This window comes from Neorhizobium huautlense (assembly GCF_030811685.1).
In the GTDB taxonomy this organism is placed as follows: domain Bacteria; phylum Pseudomonadota; class Alphaproteobacteria; order Rhizobiales; family Rhizobiaceae; genus Neorhizobium; species Neorhizobium huautlense_A.
Map to the genome: position 1 here is coordinate 112,904 of NZ_JAUSRF010000012.1, position 21,126 is coordinate 134,029.

The following is a 21,126-nucleotide window of genomic DNA, read 5'->3' on the forward strand; positions in this document are numbered from 1 at the left end:
AAATGGTCGCAAACAGAATGTTGTGACCGGGTTTGCGCTTGTTCTTGGAAGCGCTTATGCGCATGTTGGCCGCGTTTGAAAACAGGACCTTCGCATGCGTTATTCCGCCCTTTCCATTCTCCGCCACGCGCTGTCGGGCAATCGCGGCTGGAAACCGGCATGGCGCGAACCGCAGCCCAAGCCGCATTATGATGTGATCATCGTCGGCGGCGGCGGGCATGGTCTCTCAACCGCCTATTATCTGGCCAAGGAATTCGGCATCAAGAATATTGCCGTGCTGGAAAAGGGTTATATCGGCTCCGGTAATGTAGGGCGCAACACCACGATCGTGCGCTCCAATTATCTGCTCGAGGGCAATATTCCGTTCTACGAGTTCTCGCTGAAACTGTGGGAAGGGCTGGAGGCGGACCTCAACTATAATGCCATGGTCAGCCAGCGCGGCGTGATGATGCTGGCCCATTCCGATGGCCAGCGCGACGCCTTTGCGCGGCGTGGCAATGCCATGCGCATGCATGGTGTCGATGCCGAACTGCTGGATCGCGAAGACCTGCAGAAAATGATGCCATACCTCAACTACGATCACGCGCGTTTCCCGATCAAGGCCGGGCTGTTGCAGAAGCGCGGCGGCACGGCGCGGCATGATGCGGTCGCCTGGGGATATGCGCGCGGTGCCGACAGCCACGGTGTCGATATCATCCAGCATTGCGAAGTCTCCGCCATTCGCCGCGACGATAAGGGCAGGGTGACGGGCGTCGAGACCTCTAAAGGCTTTATCGGCTGCAACAAGCTGGCGCTGGCGACAGCGGGCCATTCCTCCGAGACGGCGCGCATGGCCGATCTGCGCCTGCCGATCGAAACGCATGTGCTCCAGGCTTTCGTGTCGGAAGGCATCAAACCTGTCATCGACAATGTCATCGTCTACGGCGGCGGCCACTTCTATATATCGCAGTCCGACAAGGGCGGTTTGGTGTTTGGCGCCGATATCGATTATTATTCCTCCTATGCGCAGCGCGGCAATCTCGCCATCGTGGAATCGACCATGGAGGAGGGCGTATCGCTGATCCCCGGCCTGTCGCGTCTTCGGGTGTTGCGCTCATGGGGCGGGGTGATGGACATGTCGATGGACGGTTCGCCGATCATCGACCGCACGCCGATCGAAAACCTCTATCTCAACGCCGGCTGGTGTTACGGCGGTTTCAAGGCGACGCCGGCGTCGGGCTTCTGTTTCGCCCATCTGATCGCCAGAAACGAACCGCACCATGTGGCGCGCGCATTGCGGCTTGACCGTTTCGAGCGCGGTTATGCCGTGGACGAGGCGGGCAAGGGCCCGCAGCCGAACATTCATTGATGATGCAAGACCGAGATATTTTCTGATGGCAAGCCTGATCACCTGCCCGCATTGCGGACGACGCCCTAGGGAAGAGTTTTCCATCCGTGGCGATGCCGTGCCGGAACGGCCGGCGCCCGCGGCCTCGGAAGAGGCGTGGCATGCCTATGTCTATCTGCGCGAAAATCCGCGTGGAAAAATTCGTGAATATTGGCACCATGTGGCGGGCTGCCGGCGCTGGCTGGTGGTGGAGCGCGACAACCTCACCCATGAGGTTTTTGCCGTGACCGATGCGCGCGACATGGCAAACGGAGGTGCAGCATGACCTCTTCCCGTATCACCAATGTCGGGCTGGTCGATCACAGCCGCGTCGTCAAATTTTCCTTCGATGGCCGCACCTACAAGGGTTTTGAGGGCGACACGCTGGCCTCGGCTCTGCTTGCCAACGACCAGATGCTGATGGGCCGCAGCTTCAAATATCATCGCCCGCGCGGGCCGGTGACGGCGGGGCCGTCCGAACCGAATGCGCTGGTGACGATCGGCAGCCACGCTCGCACCGAGCCGAACACACGTGCGACGGTGGCCGAGCTTTACAGCGGGCTGGTGGCGAAGAGCCAGAATGCCTGGCCGTCGCTGAAATTCGATATCGGCTCGATCAACGGTGCGCTGTCGCCGATGCTGGGTGCCGGTTTCTACTATAAGACATTCATGTGGCCGGCCGCCTTTTGGGAGAAGGTGTATGAACCGGTCATTCGCCGTGCCGCCGGTCTCGGCAAGGCGGTGCTGGCCGCTGACCCGGATCGTTATGAAAAGAGCTGGGCGCATTGCGATCTGCTGGTGGTCGGCTCCGGTCCGTCCGGCCTGATGGCTGCCTTGACCGCCGGTCGCGCCGGTCTGCGCGTCATTCTGGCGGAACAGGATTTTCGTCTCGGCGGTTCGCTGCTGTCCGAAACGGCGATGATCGGCGGCGTGTCCGCGCCGGATTTTGCCTCCGCGACGCTTGCCGAACTGGCAGCCATGCCGAATGTGACGATCATGCCGCGCACCACCGTGTTCGGCTGGTATGACGACATGGTGTTTGGTGCCGTCGAAAAGGTGCAGAAACACGTGGCCGTCCCCAGCGCCGACAAGCCGGTGGAGCGGCTTTGGCGTATCGCCGCCGGTCGCGCCATTCTTGCATCCGGTGCGGAAGAGCGGCCGCTGGTTTTTGGAGGCAATGACCGCCCCGGTATCATGACGGCGGATGCGACGCGCACCTATCTCAACCGTTATGGCGTCGCCACCGGCCGCAAGGTTGCTGTCTTTACCAATGGTGGTTCCGGTTATCGTACCGCTGCCGATCTATCCGCACGCGGCGTCAACATTGCCGCGATCATCGATAGCCGCGCGGCTTCTTCTGATTTTGCGCCTTATGGCGTGCGCGTCATCCGCAGCGGCTCGATTGTCGATACCAAGGGCGGAAAACGCCTGTCCGGCATCATGACCAACCGCTTCGGTTACGACGAGATGATCGATTGCGATGCGCTGGCCATGTCCGGTGGCTGGTCGCCGATCGTGCATCTGATGTGCCAGCGCGGCGCCAAGCCGGTATGGTCGGAGGAGGCGCAAGCCTTTCTCGCGCCGGATGTCGGACCGCTGTTTACCGCTGCCGGTTCGGCGGCGGGCCATGCCACGGTTTCCGAATGCCTGCGGGACGGTGCGGTGAAGGCGCATGCGGCGGTGGAAGCCGTCGGCCGTCTGGTCGGGCATGTCAACACGCCGGAGGTGGAAGGCGAATACGATCCGTCCTTTGCGCCGCTCTGGTATGTGCCGGGCGCGCGCGCCAAGGCGTTTGTCGATTTCCAGAACGACGTCCACGTTGACGATCTGGCGCTCGCCACACGCGAGGGGTTTGGTCATGTCGAACATGCCAAGCGTTATACGACCAGTGGCATGGCGACCGATCAGGGTAAGCTCGGCAATGTCAACGCCGTGGCGCTGCTCGCCGGTATGCGCGGCGTGTCTCCGGCGGAAGTTGGTACCACGACGTATCGGCCGTTCTACACGCCGGTTTCTTTCGGTGCCTTGGCGGGTACTGCGCGCGCCGAACAGTCGCGGCCTATCCGCACGTCACCGCTGCATGGCTGGGCGAAGAAAAACGGCGCGACCTTCCTTGAGGCGGGCCTCTGGTATCGCTCGGCCTATTTCGTGCAGGGCGAAGAAAAGACCTGGCGCGAAAGCGTTGACCGTGAAGTGCTGAATGTCCGCCAGAATGCCGGCCTCTGCGATGTCTCGACGCTCGGCAAGATCGAAATTTTTGGGAGCGATGCGGCTGAATTCCTCAATAGCGTTTATTCCAATGCCTTCCTGAAACTGCCGGTCGGCAAGGCGCGATATGGGCTGATGTTGCGCGAAGACGGCATGGTTTTCGACGATGGCACCACCAGCCGGCTTTCCGAAAACCATTACGTGATGACCACGACAACCGCCTATGCGGCCGAAGTGATGGCACATCTGGAATTTGCCGCGCAGACTTTTTGGCCTGATCTCGACGTGCGGTTTGTCTCGACCTCGGATCAGTGGGCGCAGATGGCGCTGGCCGGGCCAAAGTCGCGAACAATCCTGCAAAAACTGGTCGAGGACGATCTTTCCGACGCTTCCTTTCCATTCCTTGCGGCGCGTGAAGTGCAGTTGAAGGGCGGGTTGACCGCGCGGTTGTTCCGCATCTCCTTCTCCGGTGAACTGGCCTATGAGCTGGCGGTGCCGGCAGGCTACGGCGAGGCGGTGGCCGATGCGATCATGGAGGCTGGCCGCGACGAGGGGATTTGCGCTTATGGTGTCGAGGCGCTCGATGTGCTGCGCATCGAAAAGGGCCATGTCACCCATTCGGAACTCGATGGCCGGACCACGGCAGATGATGTTGGCCTCGGAAAAATGATGTCGACGAGCAAGCCTGATTTTATCGGCAAGCGCCTCTCCACGCGCTACGGCCTCACCGCCGCCGACCGTTTGCAGATGGTCGGCCTCAAGCCCGTTGAGCTCGACAAGCCATTGAAGGCCGGTGCTGCGCTGCTGCGCGAAGGTGTCGAACCGTCGATGACGGCGGGGCAGGGGTTTGTGTCTTCCGCCTGCTTCTCTCCGCATATCGGCCAGTGGATCGGGCTTGCCATGCTGAAATCCGGCCGTGAACGCATCGGCGAAAAGATTCTCGTCTGGGATGCCGTGCGCAGCAGTGAATTCCTGGCGGAAGTCTGCGCGCCGGTGTTTGTCGATCCTGAAAACCTGAACCTGCATGTCTGAGGTAATGCCGATGTCGATTTCCTTTATACACCGGCATATTCTCGAAGACCGCATGAGCGGTTACGAGCCGAGCCCGAACGTCAACCACCTGACGGTTATTCGCCGTCCTGTGATTTTTTCCGCGATTGCGCATGCCGGCCACGAGGTTTCCGTCGCCGAAGCTTTGTCACTGGTCGAAAATATCGTGGCGCGTTCGGTCAGTCCTTCGGACTGGCTGGTTGTTTCGCAGAGCACCGATGCCGGAACGATTGCGACATCGCTTGCCGCCATTCCCGGCCTCTCCTTTGCCGAGCAGAGCGACGGTCAGGTGCTGATGGCGCTGTCTGGCCCGGATGTGCGCACCATTCTCGCCAAATGCGTGGCAGTGGACCTGCACGCGGATGTGTTTGCCGAAGGTTTTTCCGCGCCGATGATGATCTGCCGTGTTGCCGGCAATCTGGCGCGTACCGGTGCCGATACGTTCGAGATCATCGTGCCGCGTTCTTATGCCGGGTATGTTTTCGACGAGTTGCGCGAAGCCGGGCGCGAGCATGCCGTGACGCGTGGATTCGGCGAGTAACGGCGCCTGTGTCGGTTCTCCTTGACAAAAGTCAGGACCGTGCGCGCTGAAATTGCAATTTATTGAAACTATTGAGGCGCTAACCGGTGCCTCTACATCTAATTTACGCACAGATTTTGTGACGTATCTGCCGCTTTTTTGGCATCTATGGGCGTAAATGCGCCATCCTGGGCAAAAGCCCACTAAAAATATTCTGCCTCTTTATTTTGCACTTCACATTTCCCTCGAAACGGGTAGGAATCAAAAAAATTGAAGATCCCTTAAGGGACGCTGAAACGAAGAGATGCAGCCGAGTGGGACTGCATCCAGGGGAAACTACATGGAATATTTTATCCAGCAGCTCGCCAACGGGCTGACTCTCGGATCGATCTATGGCCTCGTGGCGATCGGTTACACGATGGTCTACGGCATTATCGGCATGATCAACTTCGCCCATGGCGATATCTTCATGCTCGGCGGTTTTGCTGCCCTGATCGTCTTTCTCATCCTCACCACGTTCTTTGCCGGCATTCCGGTGGCGCTTGCGCTTCTGCTGATGCTGATCATCGCCATGCTGATGACCGGCCTGTGGAACTGGACGATCGAGCGCATCGCCTATCGGCCTTTGCGCGGTTCGTTCCGTCTCGCGCCGCTGATCACCGCGATCGGCATGTCGATCGTGCTGTCCAACTTCATCCAGGTGACACAGGGTCCGCGCAACAAGCCGATCCCGCCTCTGGTGACGGATGTCTACCACATCGGCAACATCACCATTTCGCTGAAGCAGATCCTGATCGTGGTGATCACCTCGATCCTGCTGTTCGCCTTCTGGTACATCGTCAACAAGACGCCGCTTGGCCGCGCCCAGCGCGCCACCGAGCAGGACCGCAAGATGGCGGCGCTGCTTGGCGTCGACGTCGATCGCACGATCTCGATCACCTTCATCATGGGGGCGGCACTCGCAGCCGTCGCCGGTACCATGTACCTGATGTATTACGGTGTCGCCTCGTTCAACGACGGTTTCATTCCGGGCGTGAAGGCGTTTACCGCGGCCGTTCTCGGCGGTATCGGCTCGCTGCCGGGCGCCGTTCTCGGCGGTCTGCTGATCGGACTTATCGAAAGCCTGTGGTCAGCTTATTTCTCGATTGCCTACAAGGATGTCGCGACCTTCGCCATCCTCGCCATCGTGCTGATCTTCAAGCCCACCGGCATTCTTGGCCGGCCGGAAGTGGAGAAGGTGTAACATGGCAAACGGATATCAAAACGTTCAGGAAGACGTGATGGCGAAAGCCGTCAAGGAAGGTGCCGTTGCCGGCATCATCGCCTTCCTGATGTTCCTCGTCTTCGTCGGTATCGAAACCTATCAGGACATCAACAACCAGCTGGTCTGGCGCACGCGCTGGGGTTTGCTCGGCGTCTTCGTCATCGTTGCAGCCGTTGGCCGCTTCGTGACGGTCGGTTTCATCAAGCCGCATCTCGACAAGCGCAAGCTCGCCAAGGCCAAGACCGGCATTCTGGAAGTGTCGGAAGAAAAAAGCTTCTTCCACAAGCATTTCCTGAAAATCGCGCTGGTTTTCCTGCTCTGCTATCCCTTCCTGGCGATGATGATTTTTGGTCGTCAGGGCTCGCTGAAATATGTCGACAACTTTGGCATCCAGATCCTCATCTACGTGATGCTGGCCTGGGGTCTCAACATCGTCGTCGGTCTCGCCGGTCTGCTCGATCTGGGTTACGTCGCCTTCTATGCGGTCGGTGCCTATTCCTACGCGCTGCTGTCGGCCAATTTCGGTTTCTCCTTCTGGCTGCTTCTGCCGATGGCCGGCATTCTCGCAGGGTTCTGGGGCATCATTCTCGGCTTCCCGGTTCTGCGGTTGAGAGGCGATTATCTCGCCATCGTCACACTTGCCTTCGGTGAAATCATACGACTTGTGCTGATCAACTGGACGGACGTGACCCGTGGTACCTTTGGTATCTCCGGCATCGCCAAGGCATCCTTCTTCGGCATCTGGTCTTTCGACGTTGGTGCGGCGAACAATTTCAACAAGGCCTGGGGGCTTCCGTCTTCCTCGGTCTATTACAAGATCTTCCTGTTCTACGTCATTCTGGCGCTGTGCATGCTGACGGCCTATGTGACCATCCGCCTGCGCCGCATGCCGATCGGTCGTGCCTGGGAAGCGCTGCGTGAAGACGAGATTGCCTGCCGTTCGCTCGGCATCAACACCGTCGCCACCAAGCTGACGGCCTTTGCCACGGGCGCCATGTTCGGCGGTTTCGCCGGCTCGTTCTTCGCCGCCCGTCAGGGTTTCGTGTCTCCGGAAAGCTTTGTCTTTTTGGAATCGGCCATCATTCTGGCCATTGTCGTTCTCGGCGGCATGGGCTCGCTCACCGGCATTGCCATTGCGGCGGTGGTCATGGTCGGCGGCACCGAACTTTTGCGCGAGATGGAATTCCTCAAGCACATTTTCGGACCGGATTTCACACCTGAACTCTACCGCATGCTGCTCTTCGGCCTGGCGATGGTCATCGTCATGTTGTTCAAGCCGCGTGGTTTCGTCGGCACCCGTGAACCGACTGCCTTCCTGAGAACAAGAAAAGCTGTCTCCGGCAGCTTCACCAAGGAAGGCCACGGCTGATGGCGACGGGTACGACAACAATGACAAACGACACGATCCTCAAGGTCGAACACCTGTCGATGAAGTTCGGTGGCCTGATGGCGATCAACGACTGCTCGTTCGAAGCCAAGCGCGGTGAAATCACCGCGCTGATTGGCCCGAACGGCGCCGGCAAGACCACGGTGTTCAACTGCATCACCGGCTTCTACAAGCCGACCATGGGCATGCTCACGCTCAAGCGCTCGAACGGCAAGGAGTTCCTGCTGGAACGCCTGCGCGATTTCGAGATCAACAAGGTGGCGGGCGTCTCCCGTACATTCCAGAACATCCGGCTGTTTTCCGGCCTGACGGTTCTGGAAAACCTGCTGGTCGCGCAGCACAACGTGCTGATGAAGGCTTCGGGTTTCACCGTTCTCGGTCTTCTTGGTCTGCCCGCCTACAAGACGGCTGCCAGGGAAGCCATCGAGAAGGCGCAGTACTGGCTGGAAAAGGCCGATCTGATCGATCGTGCCGACGATCCGGCGGGTGACCTTTCCTATGGTGCGCAGCGCCGTCTGGAAATTGCCCGCGCCATGTGCACCGGTCCGGAACTGCTCTGCCTGGACGAACCGGCCGCCGGCCTTAACCCGAAGGAATCGCTGACGCTGAACACGCTTCTGCGCGGCATTCGCGATGAAGGCACATCGCTGCTCCTGATCGAGCACGACATGTCGGTGGTCATGGAGATTTCCGACCATGTCGTCGTTCTCGAATATGGCCAGAAGATTTCCGATGGCACACCGGATCATGTGAAAAACGACCCGAAGGTTATCGCAGCCTATCTCGGCGTCGAGGATGAAGAAGTTGAAGAAATCGAGGAACAGCTCGACCATGCCACTGTCGAAGGAGGGACCGTCTGATGGCCGGTGAACCCCTTCTGAAAGTCCAGGGCGTCGAAACCTTCTATGGCAATATTCGTGCTCTCTCCGGCGTCGATGTCGATGTCCACCAGGGCGAGATCGTCAGCCTGATCGGCGCCAATGGAGCCGGCAAGTCGACGCTGATGATGACCATTTGCGGTTCTCCGCAGGCGAAAAACGGTCAGGTCATTTTCGATGGCGAGGATATCACCAGGTTGCCGACGCACCTGATTGCTAGGCGGCGCATCGCCCAGTCGCCGGAAGGCCGCCGCATTTTTCCGCGCATGACGGTGCTGGAAAATCTGCAGATGGGCGCCAATCTCGACAACCTCAAATATTTCAAAGAGGACGTCGAAAAGGTGTTTGCGATGTTCCCGCGCCTGAAGGAACGCCAGACGCAGCGCGGCGGCACGCTTTCGGGCGGCGAACAGCAGATGTTGTCGATCGGCCGCGCGCTGATGGCACGTCCAAAGCTGCTTCTGCTCGACGAGCCTTCGCTCGGTCTCGCACCCTTGATCGTCAAGGGCATTTTCGAGGCGATCAGAAAACTCAACAAGGAGGAGGGGCTCACCGTCTTCCTCGTCGAGCAGAACGCCTTCGCGGCACTCAAACTGTCTGACCGTGCCTATGTCATGGTCAACGGCAAGGTCACGATGTCGGGTTCCGGCAAGGAACTGCTGGCGAACCCGGAAGTTCGTGCCGCCTATCTCGAAGGAGGCCGGCATTGAGCGCGATCCTTTCTACCCTCTCGATGGGGAGCATCTGACATGCAGGGCCTGTTTTTCGAAGACGACACGACGGTTCGTTATTTTTTGCGGGGCCTTGTCCTTCTGCTCGGTTTCTGGACCGCGTGGCGGGCCGGCAAGGCGGCGGCCGAAGGCTGGAACGGGTATCGCGAAGTGGTGATCTATGCGGTGCTTCTGACCTGCGCCATGCAGTTTCTGCATTACGCGCTGTTCCAGGGGCCGTTGATCCATGCCGTTTATTTCGGGCTGGATCTCCTTCTGATGCTGGCTTTTGCGCTGGCCGGTTTCCGCATCCGTCGTACCAAGCAGATGGTTCAGAACTATTACTGGCTCTACGAGCCGACCTCCGCATTTTCGTGGAAGAACAAAGATTGACAGCCGGTCTAATCTGAATTCAGATCGGTTTGGACAATAACAATAACACACCAAAAGGTGGAACAGTTTTCCGGCGCGGCGATGGTGGGTGTTGCGCTGGATCCCAAATAATCGCTCACCTCATAAATAACTGGGAGTTATTCAATGAAGAAGTCTCTTCTTTCCGCTGTTGCGCTGACGGCCATGGTTGCCTTTAGCGGCAACGCCTGGGCTGACATCGTCATCGGCGTCGGCGGTCCTTTGACCGGCCCGAACGCCGCATTCGGTGCACAGCTCCAGAAGGGCGCCGAACAGGCCATCGCAGACATCAACGCTGCCGGCGGCATCAACGGCGAAAAGCTGACGATCGCGCTCGGCGACGACGTCTCTGACGCCAAGCAGGGCGTTTCCGTCGCCAACAAGTTCGTCGCTGACGGCGTCAAGTATGTGGTCGGTCACTTCAACTCGGGCGTGTCCATCCCGGCGTCGGAAGTTTATGCCGAAAACGGCATTCTCGAAGTGACGCCGGCTGCAACCAACCCGGTCTTCACCGAGCGCGGTCTGTGGAACACGTTCCGCACCTGCGGCCGTGACGACCAGCAGGGCGGCGTTGCCGGCAAGTACCTTGCCGACAAGTTCGCCGATGCCAAGATCGCCATCATCGACGACAAGACACCTTACGGCCAGGGCCTCGCCAACGAGACCCAGAAGGCCTACAACGCAGCCGGCAAGAAGGAAGTCGTCCGCGAAGGCGTCAACACCGGCGACAAGGACTTCTCCGCCCTCATCGCCAAGATGAAGGAAGCCGGCGTTTCGATCATCTACTGGGGCGGTCTCCACACCGAAGCCGGCCTGATCATCCGTCAGGCAAAGGACCAGGGCCTCAAGGCAACGCTCGTATCGGGTGACGGTATCGTCTCCAACGAACTGGCCTCGATCGCCGGCGATGCCGTCGAAGGCACGCTCAACACCTTTGGCCCGGACCCGACCCTGCGCCCGGAAAACAAGGAACTGGTCGAAAAGTTCAAGGCTGCCGGCTTCAACCCGGAAGCCTACACGCTCTATTCCTACGCCGCCGTTCAGCTGATCGCTGAAGGCATCAAGGCTGCCGGCAGCGCGGATGATGCGGAAGCGGTTGCCGCCAAGCTGAAGGAAGGCACGTTCAAGACCGTTCTCGGCGACATCGCCTTCGACGAAAAGGGCGATCCGAAACTTCCGGGCTATGTCATGTACGAATGGAAGAAGGGCCCGGACGGCAAGTTCAGCTACTTCCAGCAGGGCAGCTAAGCCATTTGGCTTGAACCACAAGAATGCAGGGAGCCCGGTCGAAAGCCGGGCTCTTTTTGCGTTTTAGAGGTTTAGATGTAACGATGGGCTGTCGAAAGGCGGCTGGTTTCGATAAATCCCAGTGGTTTTATATGCGCAGGTCCGTGGAGGCGCTTTCCATGAGGGCATGGCGATGATCTCTTGATTTGAAATTTTATATGATTCCAAAATGCGAGGCCTGCAGCATATGAGCGATGGAAGAGAGAACGAAGCGGGACTGAACAAAGGCAAGCGCATCGGTGAATATTTTCAAATAAGTCCGTTTTTTGCTGGTGGATTGCACGGGCTTGAGCTGGAAAATCAAGAAAATCTTGTCAGTTTTCCAATAGTTATGCTTGGCCCTCCCGTAGGTCAGAAGTATGGGTTTGGAGATTTTTCGGAGAAGCCTGTATTGAGGCCTAATAAGAAATCTTACAAAAACCCACCAAAAGACTTTGAGCAATTTCACTCGTACTGGCTGGTGTCTCGCCGAGTAAAGAGTGTTCTGGAGAAATTTGATCCGGAAAGTGTTTCATTCGTAGAATGTGACGTCTTCCATATAAGTGGAAAGCCGCTCGATCCAGAACACTATCTGTGTGATGTGGTCAGGAAAGTGGATGCTTTGGATGAGGTAAATTCAAAAGTAGTTCGTGTAGTTGATGGTGATGGTGATCGTTATTCATTGACGGGCGATCAGGAGGTTAATTTTAATATTCAAAAATTGGGAGGTGCGCATATATTCCGGCAAAATAAAATGACCGGAATATATTGCGATGCCTTTTTGAGAAGAGAGTTTCTGGCCGCTGGTGTCACAAATACGGCGTATTTCAAAGACGTCTCAATCCGAAAATAGCCCTTTTAAAGTCCTTGAGGCAGAGGCCCGCATCTTCTCTCGGTTCATCGTACCATTTGTTTGGAATAAAGGTGTCGTGCATTGGCTGGGTCGCACGCGCGGATTACGCGCCGCCCTGTTCCTGCCGCCGCATCAGATCCCGTTCCGATGCCGTCTCCTCATCCGGTGACGTCCTCTCGTCCTCGATCTCGACCTTTGCCGCACCGCCACCATCCTGCCAGACCTTTTGGACGGCATTTATGGCCTCGCGTGCGGTTTCGGCTTCGAAGCCTGGGCGGTTGCCATCGACTGGCTTGATCTTGAACGACATGGTGCTGACCTCCGGTTTACCGATCACAACAGGGGAGGCAGCGCTTCGGTTCCCGGTGGTGGGCGGACGCCCCTCACATCTCGTGCAGCACATGCGCGGCTTTCACCGCCGCCGAGGCGCGGTTTTCCACGCCGAGTTTCACATAGATCTGTTCCAGATGTTTGTTCACCGTGCGCGCGGACAAGCCCAGAATATCGGCGATATCGCGGTTGGCCTTGCCCTTGGCGATCCAGAGCAAAACTTCGGACTCGCGCTGGGTCAGCGGAAAATGCTGGCGCAGAATAGCGTCGTCGGAGCGTTCGCGGGCGGCGGTGAGGCGGAAGAGGAATTCGTCGGCACCGATTGCGCCGAGGAAGGAAAATTGCAGGCTGGCGGCTTCGGCCGCATTGGCGGTGGGCGAGGGCAGCGAAAAACTGGCATCGCGGGAAAAGCCCGGCTTGCTGCGCTCGGCCATCCAGCCGGCAAGGCGGGTGGCGACGATTTCGAGGCCTTCGTCACTGCCGGTGGCGGCATTGATCAGCCGGGTTGCCTGCGGCGTCGACCAGTGCACCGCACCCGAGCCACGCGCGGCGAGCAGGTGTCGGCCGGCGGCATCGAGTGCCACACGGGCGCTCTGGGCCGAACGGGCATTGGACAGGTGGACACGGATACGGGCGCGCAGCTCGTCGATATTGATCGGCTTGGTGAGGTAATCGACGCCGCCGCTGTCCAGCGCGTTGACGACATGTTCGGTTTCCGTCAGGCCGGTCATGAAAATCACCGGCACCTGTGCCACCGCCCCATGCGCCTTGAGGCGACGGCAGGTCTCAAACCCGTCCATGTTGGGCATGACCGCATCCATCAGCACGAGATCGGGGGTGATGCGCTCGACGATGGAGAGGGCGGCCTGTCCCGATGTGGCAATCAGCACCGAAAAACCGGATTGTTCCAGCGCGTCGGTGAGGAAGCCCAGCGCCTCCGGGCTGTCATCGACCAGAAGCACGATATCGCGGGGCGTTGTCGTGTCAGGCATGGTCGGTCTTTTCCTCGTCAAAACGGTTCAGGAAGGCCATGTAGCCGGCAATGTCGAAGGCCTGCACGTAAGCGCCGGCCTGTTCGGCAAAGGGGCGGTTTTCCTCGGTTTTTGCAAGATCGGCAAGCTTGGCTTCTATACCGCGGACATAACCGATTTCACCAAGCTGGAGAAGGTCCTGAAGGTGGGCGGGACCGGGGCTTATGATGGCGGCCGGTTTTGGCGCGGGTTCTGCCGGCAGGTCGTCTTCATAGGTCCATGTCAGGCCGAGATGGACGGCAAGCTTGTCGGCCAGACGCCGGACATTGACCGGCTTGGCGATCGCATCGTTATGGCCATCGGTGCCATCCGGATTGCCGGCGCCATCACCGATATTGGCCGAGAGCATGACGATCGGCGCCTTCTGTTCCAGTTCGCGCAGTTTGGCGACCAGTTGCCAGCCGTTCATGCCGGGCATGGAGATGTCGACCAGAAACAGGTCCGGCTTGACGCCTTCGATCAACGTCAGGCATTCCGGGCCGCTTGCCGCCGTCAGCACGACGAAATCCATCGGGGTGAGCACTTCGCGCATCAGTTCGCGATGATCCTCGTTGTCATCGACCACGACGATGGTGCGGCGCGGGCCGGTATAGGAGGTGATCTTCTTTTCCGGTGCCGGCGCGGTACTGGGTCGGTGCACGGCGGACAGCATTAGACGCACCTTGAAGGTCGAGCCTTCGTCCTTGATGCTCGAAACAGTGATTTCACCGCCCATCGTGTTGGTCAGAAGCTGGGTGATGGTGAGGCCGAGACCGAGGCCCGGCATGGGACGAACACTGTCCGCTTCTCCGCGCTGAAACGGTTCGTAGATACGGCCTAGATCCTTTTGAGCGATGCCGCGACCGGTATCGGAAATCGTGAAGGTGGCGACCTGGCTGCGATAGGCGATATCGAACCGCACCGTGCCGTGATCGGTGAATTTGATGGCGTTGGACAGCAGGTTGACCAAAATCTGGCGCAGGCGTTTTTCGTCGGTGCGGACATATTGCGGCAGGGTTTTGGCGCGGTCATGGGTGAAGGTCAGGCCCTTGGCCTGCGCCTGAAGCGAAAACATTTCGACGATCTGGTCGAGAAAATCCTGGATGTTGATCTCGTTGGAATAGACCTGCAGGCGGCCGGCTTCGATTTTCGAGATGTCGAGCAGGCCGTCGATCAGCCCAGACAGGTGATCGGCGGAACGTTTGATGACTTTGATGGCCGACTGCCGCGGGGCAGGGATGGTGTCGTCACGCTCGAGAATCTGGGCGTAACCGAGAACGGCATTGAGCGGCGTACGCAATTCGTGAGAGAGGCCGACGACATACCGGCTCTTGGCGCGGTTGGCGGCCTCGGCAGTTTCCTTGGCGTGCTGGAGGGCGGCGTCGGTCTTTTTGTGCGCGGAGATTTCCTTGAGGAGCAGCGTGTTCTGGCGCGAGGATTCTTCTTCGGCCACCACCCGGCTGTCATGGGCGAGAACGTAAAACCACGAAACGATGCCGGCCATGATGGCGAAGACGAAAAACACGATGGAGATGGTGCCGTAGATGATTTCCGCATTGGCGGGCGCTGCCTCGCCGGCCTGATAGGCGATCATGCCGAGAATGGCGCCCATGGCCGAGATCGAGATGACGGCGGTCGTGGCATAACGGCCGAGCCTTGTCGTCAGCTTGGTGATGACCGTTTCGGGCAGAAAAGTGCGGGCGACGGTGCCGACCTGTGTGTTCAGCCGCGCATGCGGTTTGCACATGTCGTGGCAGCGGCTGTCGAGCGAACAACAGAGGGAACAGATCGGCGCGGCATAGGCGGGACACCATGCCATGTCCTCATGCTCGAACGGGTGTTCGCAGATCGAGCAGGTGATCGAGCCGAGAGACGACCAGCTCTTGCGCTGTTTCCGCGCGAGGTAATATTTGCCTTTGGTGGCGAAGGCGATGGCCGGTGAGAGCAGAAGCGCGATCAGGGTGATGTAGGTCGAAAGCGATGCCCAGAGCGGACCGAACAGGCCGAAATGGGCGGCCAGCGCCACCGTGGCCGAGCCAAACATCGCGCCGATGCCGACCGGATTGATGTCGTAGAGATGAGCGCGCTTGAACTCGATGCCTTCGGGTGAGAGGCCGAGCGGCTTGTTGATGAAAAGATCGGCCGAGATGGTGCAGAGCCAGCTCATGGCGATGATCGAAAAGATGCCGAGCGTTGCTTCCAAAAGCCGGTAGATGCCGAGTTCCATCAACAGAAGCGCGATGGCGACGTTGAATACCAGCCAGACGACGCGGCCGGGATGGCTGTGGGTGAGGCGCGAGAAGAAATTCGACCACGCCAGCGAACCGGCATAGGCGTTCATGACATTGATCTTCAGCTGCGACACGACGACGAAGGCGGCCATCAGCAGAAGTGTCGCCGTCTCGTTGGGGATCATGTAACCGAAGGCGGTCAGATACATGTGGGCGGGATCGGCAGCTTCATGCGCCGGCACGGCAGTCGAGAGCGTCAGAACGGCAAGGAACGAACCGGCCAGCAGTTTTGGCACGCCGACCACCACCCAGCCGGGGCCGGCCAGAAACACCGCAAGCCGGTGCCGCCATTTCTGCATGCCTTCAGGAGGAAGAAAGCGCAAGAAATCGACCTGTTCGCCGATCTGCGGCATCAGCGCCAGAATGACGGCGGAGGCCGCGCCGAATTCCACCAGATCGAAAGGGGCGGCGCCGCCGACCTCGCCGTTGGAATGGCCGATGCCGGCAAAGGCGCGCCAGAGATCGAATTTTTCCCAATCCAGAAACGCGATGAACACGAAGGGCAGGATGTTGAGGACGATCCAGAAGGGCTGCGTGAGAAGCTGGAAACGCGAGATCAGCTGCACGCCATAGATGACCAGCGGGATCACCACCACGGCGCTGATGATGTAACCGATCCATGGCGGAATGCCGAAGGCAAGTTCCAGCGCGCCGGTCATGATCGAGGCCTCGATCGCAAACAGCATGAAGGTGAAGCTGGCATAGATCAGAGATGTGATGGTCGAGCCGATATAGCCGAAGGATGCACCGCGCGTGAGCAGGTCGATATCGACCCCGTGGCGGATGGCATAACGGCTGATCGGCAGGCCGACGAGCAGCATGACGATGGCGGCGGCGATGATGGCGAAGAATGCATTGGTCGTGCCGTAGGACAACGTGATCGTGCCGCCGATGGCTTCCAGCGCCAGAAACGAGATGGCGCCGATGGCGGTCTGCGAAATGCGGCTGGAGGAAAATCGGCGGGCGCTTTTGGCGGTGAAGCGCAGCGCGTAATCTTCCAGCGTCTGGTTGGCCACCCAGCGATTGTATTCGCGCCGGACCGGAATGATACGTTGGCGTGCGGCCATGCCTAAAAACTAGCGCCTATAATGGAGTGGCTTATGATTGGGCATTTTTGACTGTAGCGCGTTGTTTGGCAAGCTGCATGCAACCGTAATCGCGATTTTCCGACGCTTAATCGTGGTTGCAACGGTCAGCCCATGAGGCCGATCAATGCCAGATAGAGGCTGACCGTCACCACTGACAGGACCGTCGAGGTCAGGATGACGTTGGATGTGACGCTTGCTTCGCGCTTGTAAAATTCCGCCAGCATGAAGGAGCCGGTGCCGGTGGGCAGCGCCGCCAGCAGCACGGCGGCGTGGGTGAGATGCGGTGGCAGATCGAAAATCAGAGCGGCAAACATCCATGTTACAGCAGGCTGGAGGATAAGCTTGAAGCTGGTGAGCAGGGCTGCCGATTTGATGTCGCGTTCCGAGCTTTCGCGTTGTGCCGCCAGAAACAGGCCGAGCGCCACCAGCGCGCAAGGGGACGCCGCGCCGCCGAGCAGTTTCAAGAATGTTTCGGCGGGAACCGGGATGGTCAGGCCGCAGACCGGGATGATGGCGCCGATGACGGGTGCGATCAGCAGCGGATTGCGGATCAGCGAACTGCCGACCTTGATGAACAGTTTTGTCCGGCGTTTTTCGGTCTGTAGTCCAGTTTCGATGAGGATGATGGCGACCGCAAAAAGCACGCAGACGGTGATGATGGTGGCGATCAATGTCGGCGCGAGCGCTGCCGGGCCGAGTGCTGCGGCCGCCAGAGGAAAGCCGACAAAGCCGGTATTGGCGTAGGCCGCATTCAGGCCGTCGATCGTGGCATCGGCCAAAGGCCTTGGCCGGCGCAGGCGGAAAAGAATGGTCACGACAAAGACGATGAACGCGCCGAGCGTAAAGGCGGCGATGAAGCCGGGCTGCCAGACATCGGTCCAGCGGGCGTTTGCGGTAATGTCCACCAACAGGGCCGGCAGGGCCAGATAGACGACAAAACGGTTGAGTTCGCTGGTTGCATTGGGGCCGAGCGCACCGATGCGGCGGGAAAGCCAGCCGGTAAAGATCAGCGCAAAAATGGGAAGAACGACAGTCAGTGTGGCAAGCATGATGGGGACCGGAGCAAGAAATTCTGCGCCCGGTCTAGTCCTCGCGATCAATTCCATCCAATACTGATTTTCGTCTCAATTCATACCGGATCGGTATCATGATCGACATCAGGCAGATGCGTTATTTCGTGGCGCTGGCGGAAACCCTGCATTTCGGGCGGGCCGCCGAGCGGCTGCATATCAGTCAGCCGCCGCTCAGTCGGCAGATTGCGGCGCTGGAAGCAGAGCTTGGCGTGACGCTGCTTGAGCGCCATTCGCGGCAGGCGGTGCTGACCTATGCCGGCCGCCGGTTTCTGGAGGATGCGCGTGCCGTCATCGCCAATTTCGATCAGGCTTGCCGCAATGCCAAGCTGGCCGAACATGGGGATCTTGGCGAAATCTCCGTTGGGTTCATGATGCATGCGGCCTATACCGTGCTGCCGGGGCTGACGCGGCGTTACGTCAACGCCCATCCGGGCGTGCATCAGGAACTGCGCGAAGTGGTGCCGGGCGGGCTTGCCGATGCGGTGCTGAAGGGCCGTTTCGATGCGGCGATCATGTTCAATCCGGGTTTCGTGCGCGGGCTGGAAACGGAGATCATTCATCACGAAAAGCTCTGCCTTGTGATGCCGGTGGGTCACGTTCTGGCGGAACAGGCGATCGTTTTGGCAAAGCAGCTGGATGGCGAACCGCTGATCGGCGTGCCGATGGATGTGGCGCCGGTTCTGCGAAAAGCGATCACCAATTATTGCCACGCCGCCGGTTTTGCGCCGTCCTTTCGGCTGGAAGTGGAATTGCAGCAGACGATCGTCAGCCTTGTCGCGGAAAAGCTCGGCATTGCGCTGGTGCCGCAGTCGATGGAACGGCTCGGCCTGCCCGATGTGGTGTTCAGGCCGCTGGAAGATGCACCGGTCATCCAGCATGTGGTGGCGTGGCGGCCGGGAAACCTCAATCCGGCACTGCCGCCGTTCCTGGCCGAGGCGCGGGCCGGGTAAACATCGGGCAGCGACAATATCGCTTGCTATTTCGCGCGGATAAGCGGCTATCCTTAAACGTCAAGATGAGGAGACACGCCATGGCCAAGGGTCAGGTACGCAGCAACAAGGAAGTGCGCAAACCCAAGAAGGACAAGGTTGCCGCAAAGGCGGCCCCGACCTTGGGTTCGCAGGTCAAGCAGGCCGAGAGCGACGACAAGAAAAAGTAGTCTTGCAACTGGGCCCGCCGGCCTCTTTGGGTTGACCGACAATGTGTTTCGCAGCGGCGGGCATTCATGCAGCCGTTGCGAAGCTGATTGTTTTCGTCTTTCCCCCCCCCCCGGGTTCGCCAAATCACATCTTTTCGCCCGGCAGTTTTGCGGCCTGTTTCACCCATTCGGTCAGCGGTTTCTCGAAATCGTCGCCCTCACGGATATGGAAATAACGGGTCTCGGCATGTTTCGATGCTTCCGGCGGCATCGGGTCGAGTGACGTGCCGCGAAAGAAGGCGATCTTGATGTATTTGTCGAAGCAGTGAAGGTTCATGAACCACAGGTCGGTCTCGGTGCCGTAAAAGGGTGAGTTCCATTTCACCGCCTTGACCACACCCGGAACGGTGTTGGTGACGATCGCGTCGATGCGGCGGCCCGCTTCGCTTTTCCAGCCCGGCATGGCGGCGATATAGGCCTTGACCGGCTCCTCGCCATACCCCTTGGCGATCTGCGGATTGCCGCCCGACAGCAGGACCGGCTTTTTGGTCTCCGTCATGTTCTCCTCCCACATTGATCATTGGGCAGGGTATCATTGCGGCGCGCCGTAACCAATCCATGCGCCAAACCACCATTTCTCCCCCTGCGGCTACGTCATTTTGCGTATTCTTGTTTGCGGTGCAGCGGCCGATAGTCCCCTTAAGCAGGAGTTAACAAGAGGCTTTGCCCACCCTGCTTGAACGAACAAGAAGAGGGGTTCGACCATGACATTCAAAAGCAAACTGGGGGGCGCGCTGCTGGCCGCCGCACTGTCCGCGACCGCGCTCTCCGGAGCCTTCGCGGCCGACGATACGATCAAGATCGGCGTGCTGCATTCGCTCTCCGGCACGATGGCGATTTCGGAGACGACGCTGAAAGACGCCATGCTGATGCTCGTCGAAGAGCAGAACAAGAAGGGTGGCGTTCTCGGCAAGAAGCTCGAAGCCGTTGTTGTCGATCCGGCTTCCGACTGGCCGCTGTTTGCCGAAAAGGCCCGCCAGCTGATTTCCCAGGACAAGGTCGCTGCCGTGTTCGGCTGCTGGACGTCTTCGTCGCGCAAGTCCGTCCTGCCGGTGTTCGAGGAGCTGAATTCGATCCTGTTCTATCCGGTGCAGTATGAGGGTGAAGAATCCTCGCGCAACATCTTTTATACCGGTGCCGCCCCGAACCAGCAGGCCATTCCGGCCGTCGATTATCTGGCTGAGACCGAAGGCGTCGAGCGCTGGGTGCTTGCCGGTACCGACTATGTCTATCCGCAGACGACCAACAAGATCCTGAAGGCCTACCTGATGTCGAAGGGCGTCAAGGAAGAGGACATCATGATCAACTACACGCCTTTCGGTCATTCCGACTGGCAGACGATCGTCTCCGACATCAAGAAATTCGGTTCCGCTGGCAAGAAGACGGCCGTGGTTTCCACCATTAATGGTGACGCCAACGTTCCCTTCTACAAGGAACTCGGCAACCAGGGCGTCAAGGCGGAAGATATTCCGGTCGTCGCCTTCTCGGTGGGCGAGGAAGAACTGGCTGGTCTCGATACCGCGCCGCTGGTCGGCCACCTTGCCGCCTGGAACTATTTCCAGTCCGTCGATGCACCGGTCAATGCCGAGTTCATCAAGACCTGGCACGCCTTTACCAAAAACGACAAGCGCGTCACCAACGACCCGATGGAAGCCGCCTATATCGGCTTTAATGCATGGGTGAAGGCAGTCGAGGCTGCCGGCACGGTCGAGACCGACAAGGTTCTGGACAGCATTATCGGCGTTTCGGTTCCGAACCTTTCTGGCGGCACCTCCACCGTCATGCCGAACCACCACATCACCAAGCCGGTGCTGATCGGTGAAATCCAGGCCGATGGCCAGTTCGAAATCGTGCAGGAAACCCCGGCGGTCGTTGGCGATGAATGGTCGGATTACCTGCCGGACTCGAAGGACCTGATCTCCGATTGGCGCAAGCCGATGGAATGCGGCAACTTCAACGTCGCCACCGGCAAGTGCGGCGGCAAGGGTAGCTAAGTTGGTTGATATTGGTGGGGGGAGTTAGCCCCTCACCAACAAAATCTATGACTTAGCTGAAGCTGAGCCAGACCGCTGACAAAGGTTGCGAACCTCGCCGCCGTCATCCTCGGGCTTGTCCCGAGGATCTGCAACTGCCTGATATTATCGATGTGGTTAGATCCTCGGGACAAGCCCGAGGATGACGAGAATATCGAATGGCAGATGAGAGGTTCTGGCGGCAAATCGC

At 59.0% G+C, this 21,126-nt stretch carries 19 protein-coding genes; 14 read left to right on the forward strand and 5 right to left on the reverse strand.

The annotated features are described in order from the left end of the window. Positions 1-94: 94 nt before the first annotated feature. The 11 genes from J2T09_RS18180 (at position 95) to J2T09_RS18230 (ending at position 11,913) form a co-directional block, all read left to right on the forward strand. On the forward strand, positions 95-1,348 hold the full coding sequence (locus J2T09_RS18180; RefSeq protein ID WP_306837237.1) for a sarcosine oxidase subunit beta family protein: 1,254 nt from the start codon (positions 95-97) through the stop codon (positions 1,346-1,348). A 25-nt stretch (positions 1,349-1,373) separates the two neighbouring features. Continuing rightward, the gene (locus J2T09_RS18185) at positions 1,374-1,652 is read left to right on the forward strand and encodes a sarcosine oxidase subunit delta (protein ID WP_306837239.1); all 279 of its coding nucleotides are present in this window, start codon (positions 1,374-1,376) and stop codon (positions 1,650-1,652) included. Further along, entirely contained in the window at positions 1,649-4,606 is a 2,958-nt protein-coding gene (locus J2T09_RS18190) for a sarcosine oxidase subunit alpha family protein (protein ID WP_306837242.1), read from the forward strand. The genes J2T09_RS18185 and J2T09_RS18190 overlap by 4 nt, the downstream gene beginning before the upstream one ends. Positions 4,607-4,616: 10 nt before the next feature. Further along, positions 4,617-5,165, forward strand: coding sequence for a sarcosine oxidase subunit gamma (locus J2T09_RS18195; protein WP_306837244.1), 549 nt, complete (start codon positions 4,617-4,619; stop codon positions 5,163-5,165). 319 nt (positions 5,166-5,484) lie between these two features. After that, complete coding sequence (locus J2T09_RS18200) at positions 5,485-6,387, forward strand: branched-chain amino acid ABC transporter permease (protein ID WP_306837246.1); 903 nt, start codon at positions 5,485-5,487, stop codon at positions 6,385-6,387. 37 nt (positions 6,388-6,424) lie between these two features. Beyond that, positions 6,425-7,777: a high-affinity branched-chain amino acid ABC transporter permease LivM gene (gene livM, locus J2T09_RS18205; RefSeq protein ID WP_306837436.1), complete on the forward strand. Its 1,353-nt coding sequence runs from the start codon at positions 6,425-6,427 to the stop codon at positions 7,775-7,777. After that, positions 7,777-8,655 (forward strand): ABC transporter ATP-binding protein, encoded by an 879-nt coding sequence (locus J2T09_RS18210; protein WP_306837248.1) that lies wholly within the window; start codon positions 7,777-7,779, stop codon positions 8,653-8,655. Before livM ends, J2T09_RS18210 begins: the two co-directional genes overlap by 1 nt. Further along, positions 8,655-9,383: an ABC transporter ATP-binding protein gene (locus tag J2T09_RS18215; protein WP_306837250.1), complete on the forward strand. Its 729-nt coding sequence runs from the start codon at positions 8,655-8,657 to the stop codon at positions 9,381-9,383. The genes J2T09_RS18210 and J2T09_RS18215 overlap by 1 nt, the downstream gene beginning before the upstream one ends. Before the next feature lie 39 nt (positions 9,384-9,422). After that, on the forward strand, positions 9,423-9,776 hold the full coding sequence (locus J2T09_RS18220; protein WP_306837253.1) for a DUF6867 family protein: 354 nt from the start codon (positions 9,423-9,425) through the stop codon (positions 9,774-9,776). Between the two features lie 144 nt (positions 9,777-9,920). Next, complete coding sequence (locus J2T09_RS18225; RefSeq protein WP_306837255.1) at positions 9,921-11,042, forward strand: branched-chain amino acid ABC transporter substrate-binding protein; 1,122 nt, start codon at positions 9,921-9,923, stop codon at positions 11,040-11,042. A 226-nt stretch (positions 11,043-11,268) separates the two neighbouring features. Continuing rightward, positions 11,269-11,913, forward strand: a complete 645-nt coding sequence (locus J2T09_RS18230) for an imm11 family protein (RefSeq protein WP_306837257.1) — start codon at positions 11,269-11,271, stop codon at positions 11,911-11,913. A gap of 103 nt (positions 11,914-12,016) precedes the next feature. On the opposite strand, the gene J2T09_RS18235 is transcribed toward J2T09_RS18230, so the two are convergent. From J2T09_RS18235 to J2T09_RS18250, 4 genes are all read right to left on the reverse strand, one after another. Next, positions 12,017-12,223, reverse strand: coding sequence for a hypothetical protein (locus J2T09_RS18235; RefSeq protein WP_306837259.1), 207 nt, complete (start codon positions 12,221-12,223; stop codon positions 12,017-12,019). Positions 12,224-12,296: 73 nt separating this feature from the next. Next, on the reverse strand, positions 12,297-13,235 hold the full coding sequence (locus tag J2T09_RS18240; protein ID WP_306837261.1) for a response regulator transcription factor: 939 nt from the start codon (positions 13,233-13,235) through the stop codon (positions 12,297-12,299). After that, complete coding sequence (locus J2T09_RS18245; RefSeq protein WP_306837263.1) at positions 13,228-16,611, reverse strand: hybrid sensor histidine kinase/response regulator; 3,384 nt, start codon at positions 16,609-16,611, stop codon at positions 13,228-13,230. The genes J2T09_RS18240 and J2T09_RS18245 overlap by 8 nt, the downstream gene beginning before the upstream one ends. Before the next feature lie 125 nt (positions 16,612-16,736). Further along, the gene (locus J2T09_RS18250; protein WP_306837265.1) at positions 16,737-17,681 is read right to left on the reverse strand and encodes an AEC family transporter; all 945 of its coding nucleotides are present in this window, start codon (positions 17,679-17,681) and stop codon (positions 16,737-16,739) included. Between the two features lie 98 nt (positions 17,682-17,779). On the opposite strand from J2T09_RS18250, the gene J2T09_RS18255 reads away from it, so the two are divergent. Beyond that, positions 17,780-18,655 carry a LysR substrate-binding domain-containing protein gene (locus J2T09_RS18255; protein WP_306837267.1) on the forward strand — a complete coding sequence of 292 codons (876 nt, stop codon included), beginning with the start codon at positions 17,780-17,782 and terminating at the stop codon, positions 18,653-18,655. 80 nt (positions 18,656-18,735) lie between these two features. Continuing rightward, the gene (locus J2T09_RS18260; RefSeq protein ID WP_306837269.1) at positions 18,736-18,864 is read left to right on the forward strand and encodes a hypothetical protein; all 129 of its coding nucleotides are present in this window, start codon (positions 18,736-18,738) and stop codon (positions 18,862-18,864) included. A 124-nt stretch (positions 18,865-18,988) separates the two neighbouring features. Here the strand turns inward: J2T09_RS18260 and J2T09_RS18265 are convergent, their stop codons facing one another. Beyond that, the gene (locus J2T09_RS18265; RefSeq protein WP_306837271.1) at positions 18,989-19,402 is read right to left on the reverse strand and encodes a DUF1801 domain-containing protein; all 414 of its coding nucleotides are present in this window, start codon (positions 19,400-19,402) and stop codon (positions 18,989-18,991) included. A 205-nt stretch (positions 19,403-19,607) separates the two neighbouring features. Here J2T09_RS18265 and urtA point away from each other — a divergent pair, with 205 nt between their 5' ends. Continuing rightward, on the forward strand, positions 19,608-20,897 hold the full coding sequence (gene urtA, locus J2T09_RS18270; protein ID WP_306837274.1) for an urea ABC transporter substrate-binding protein: 1,290 nt from the start codon (positions 19,608-19,610) through the stop codon (positions 20,895-20,897). Positions 20,898-21,126: the final 229 nt, after the last annotated feature.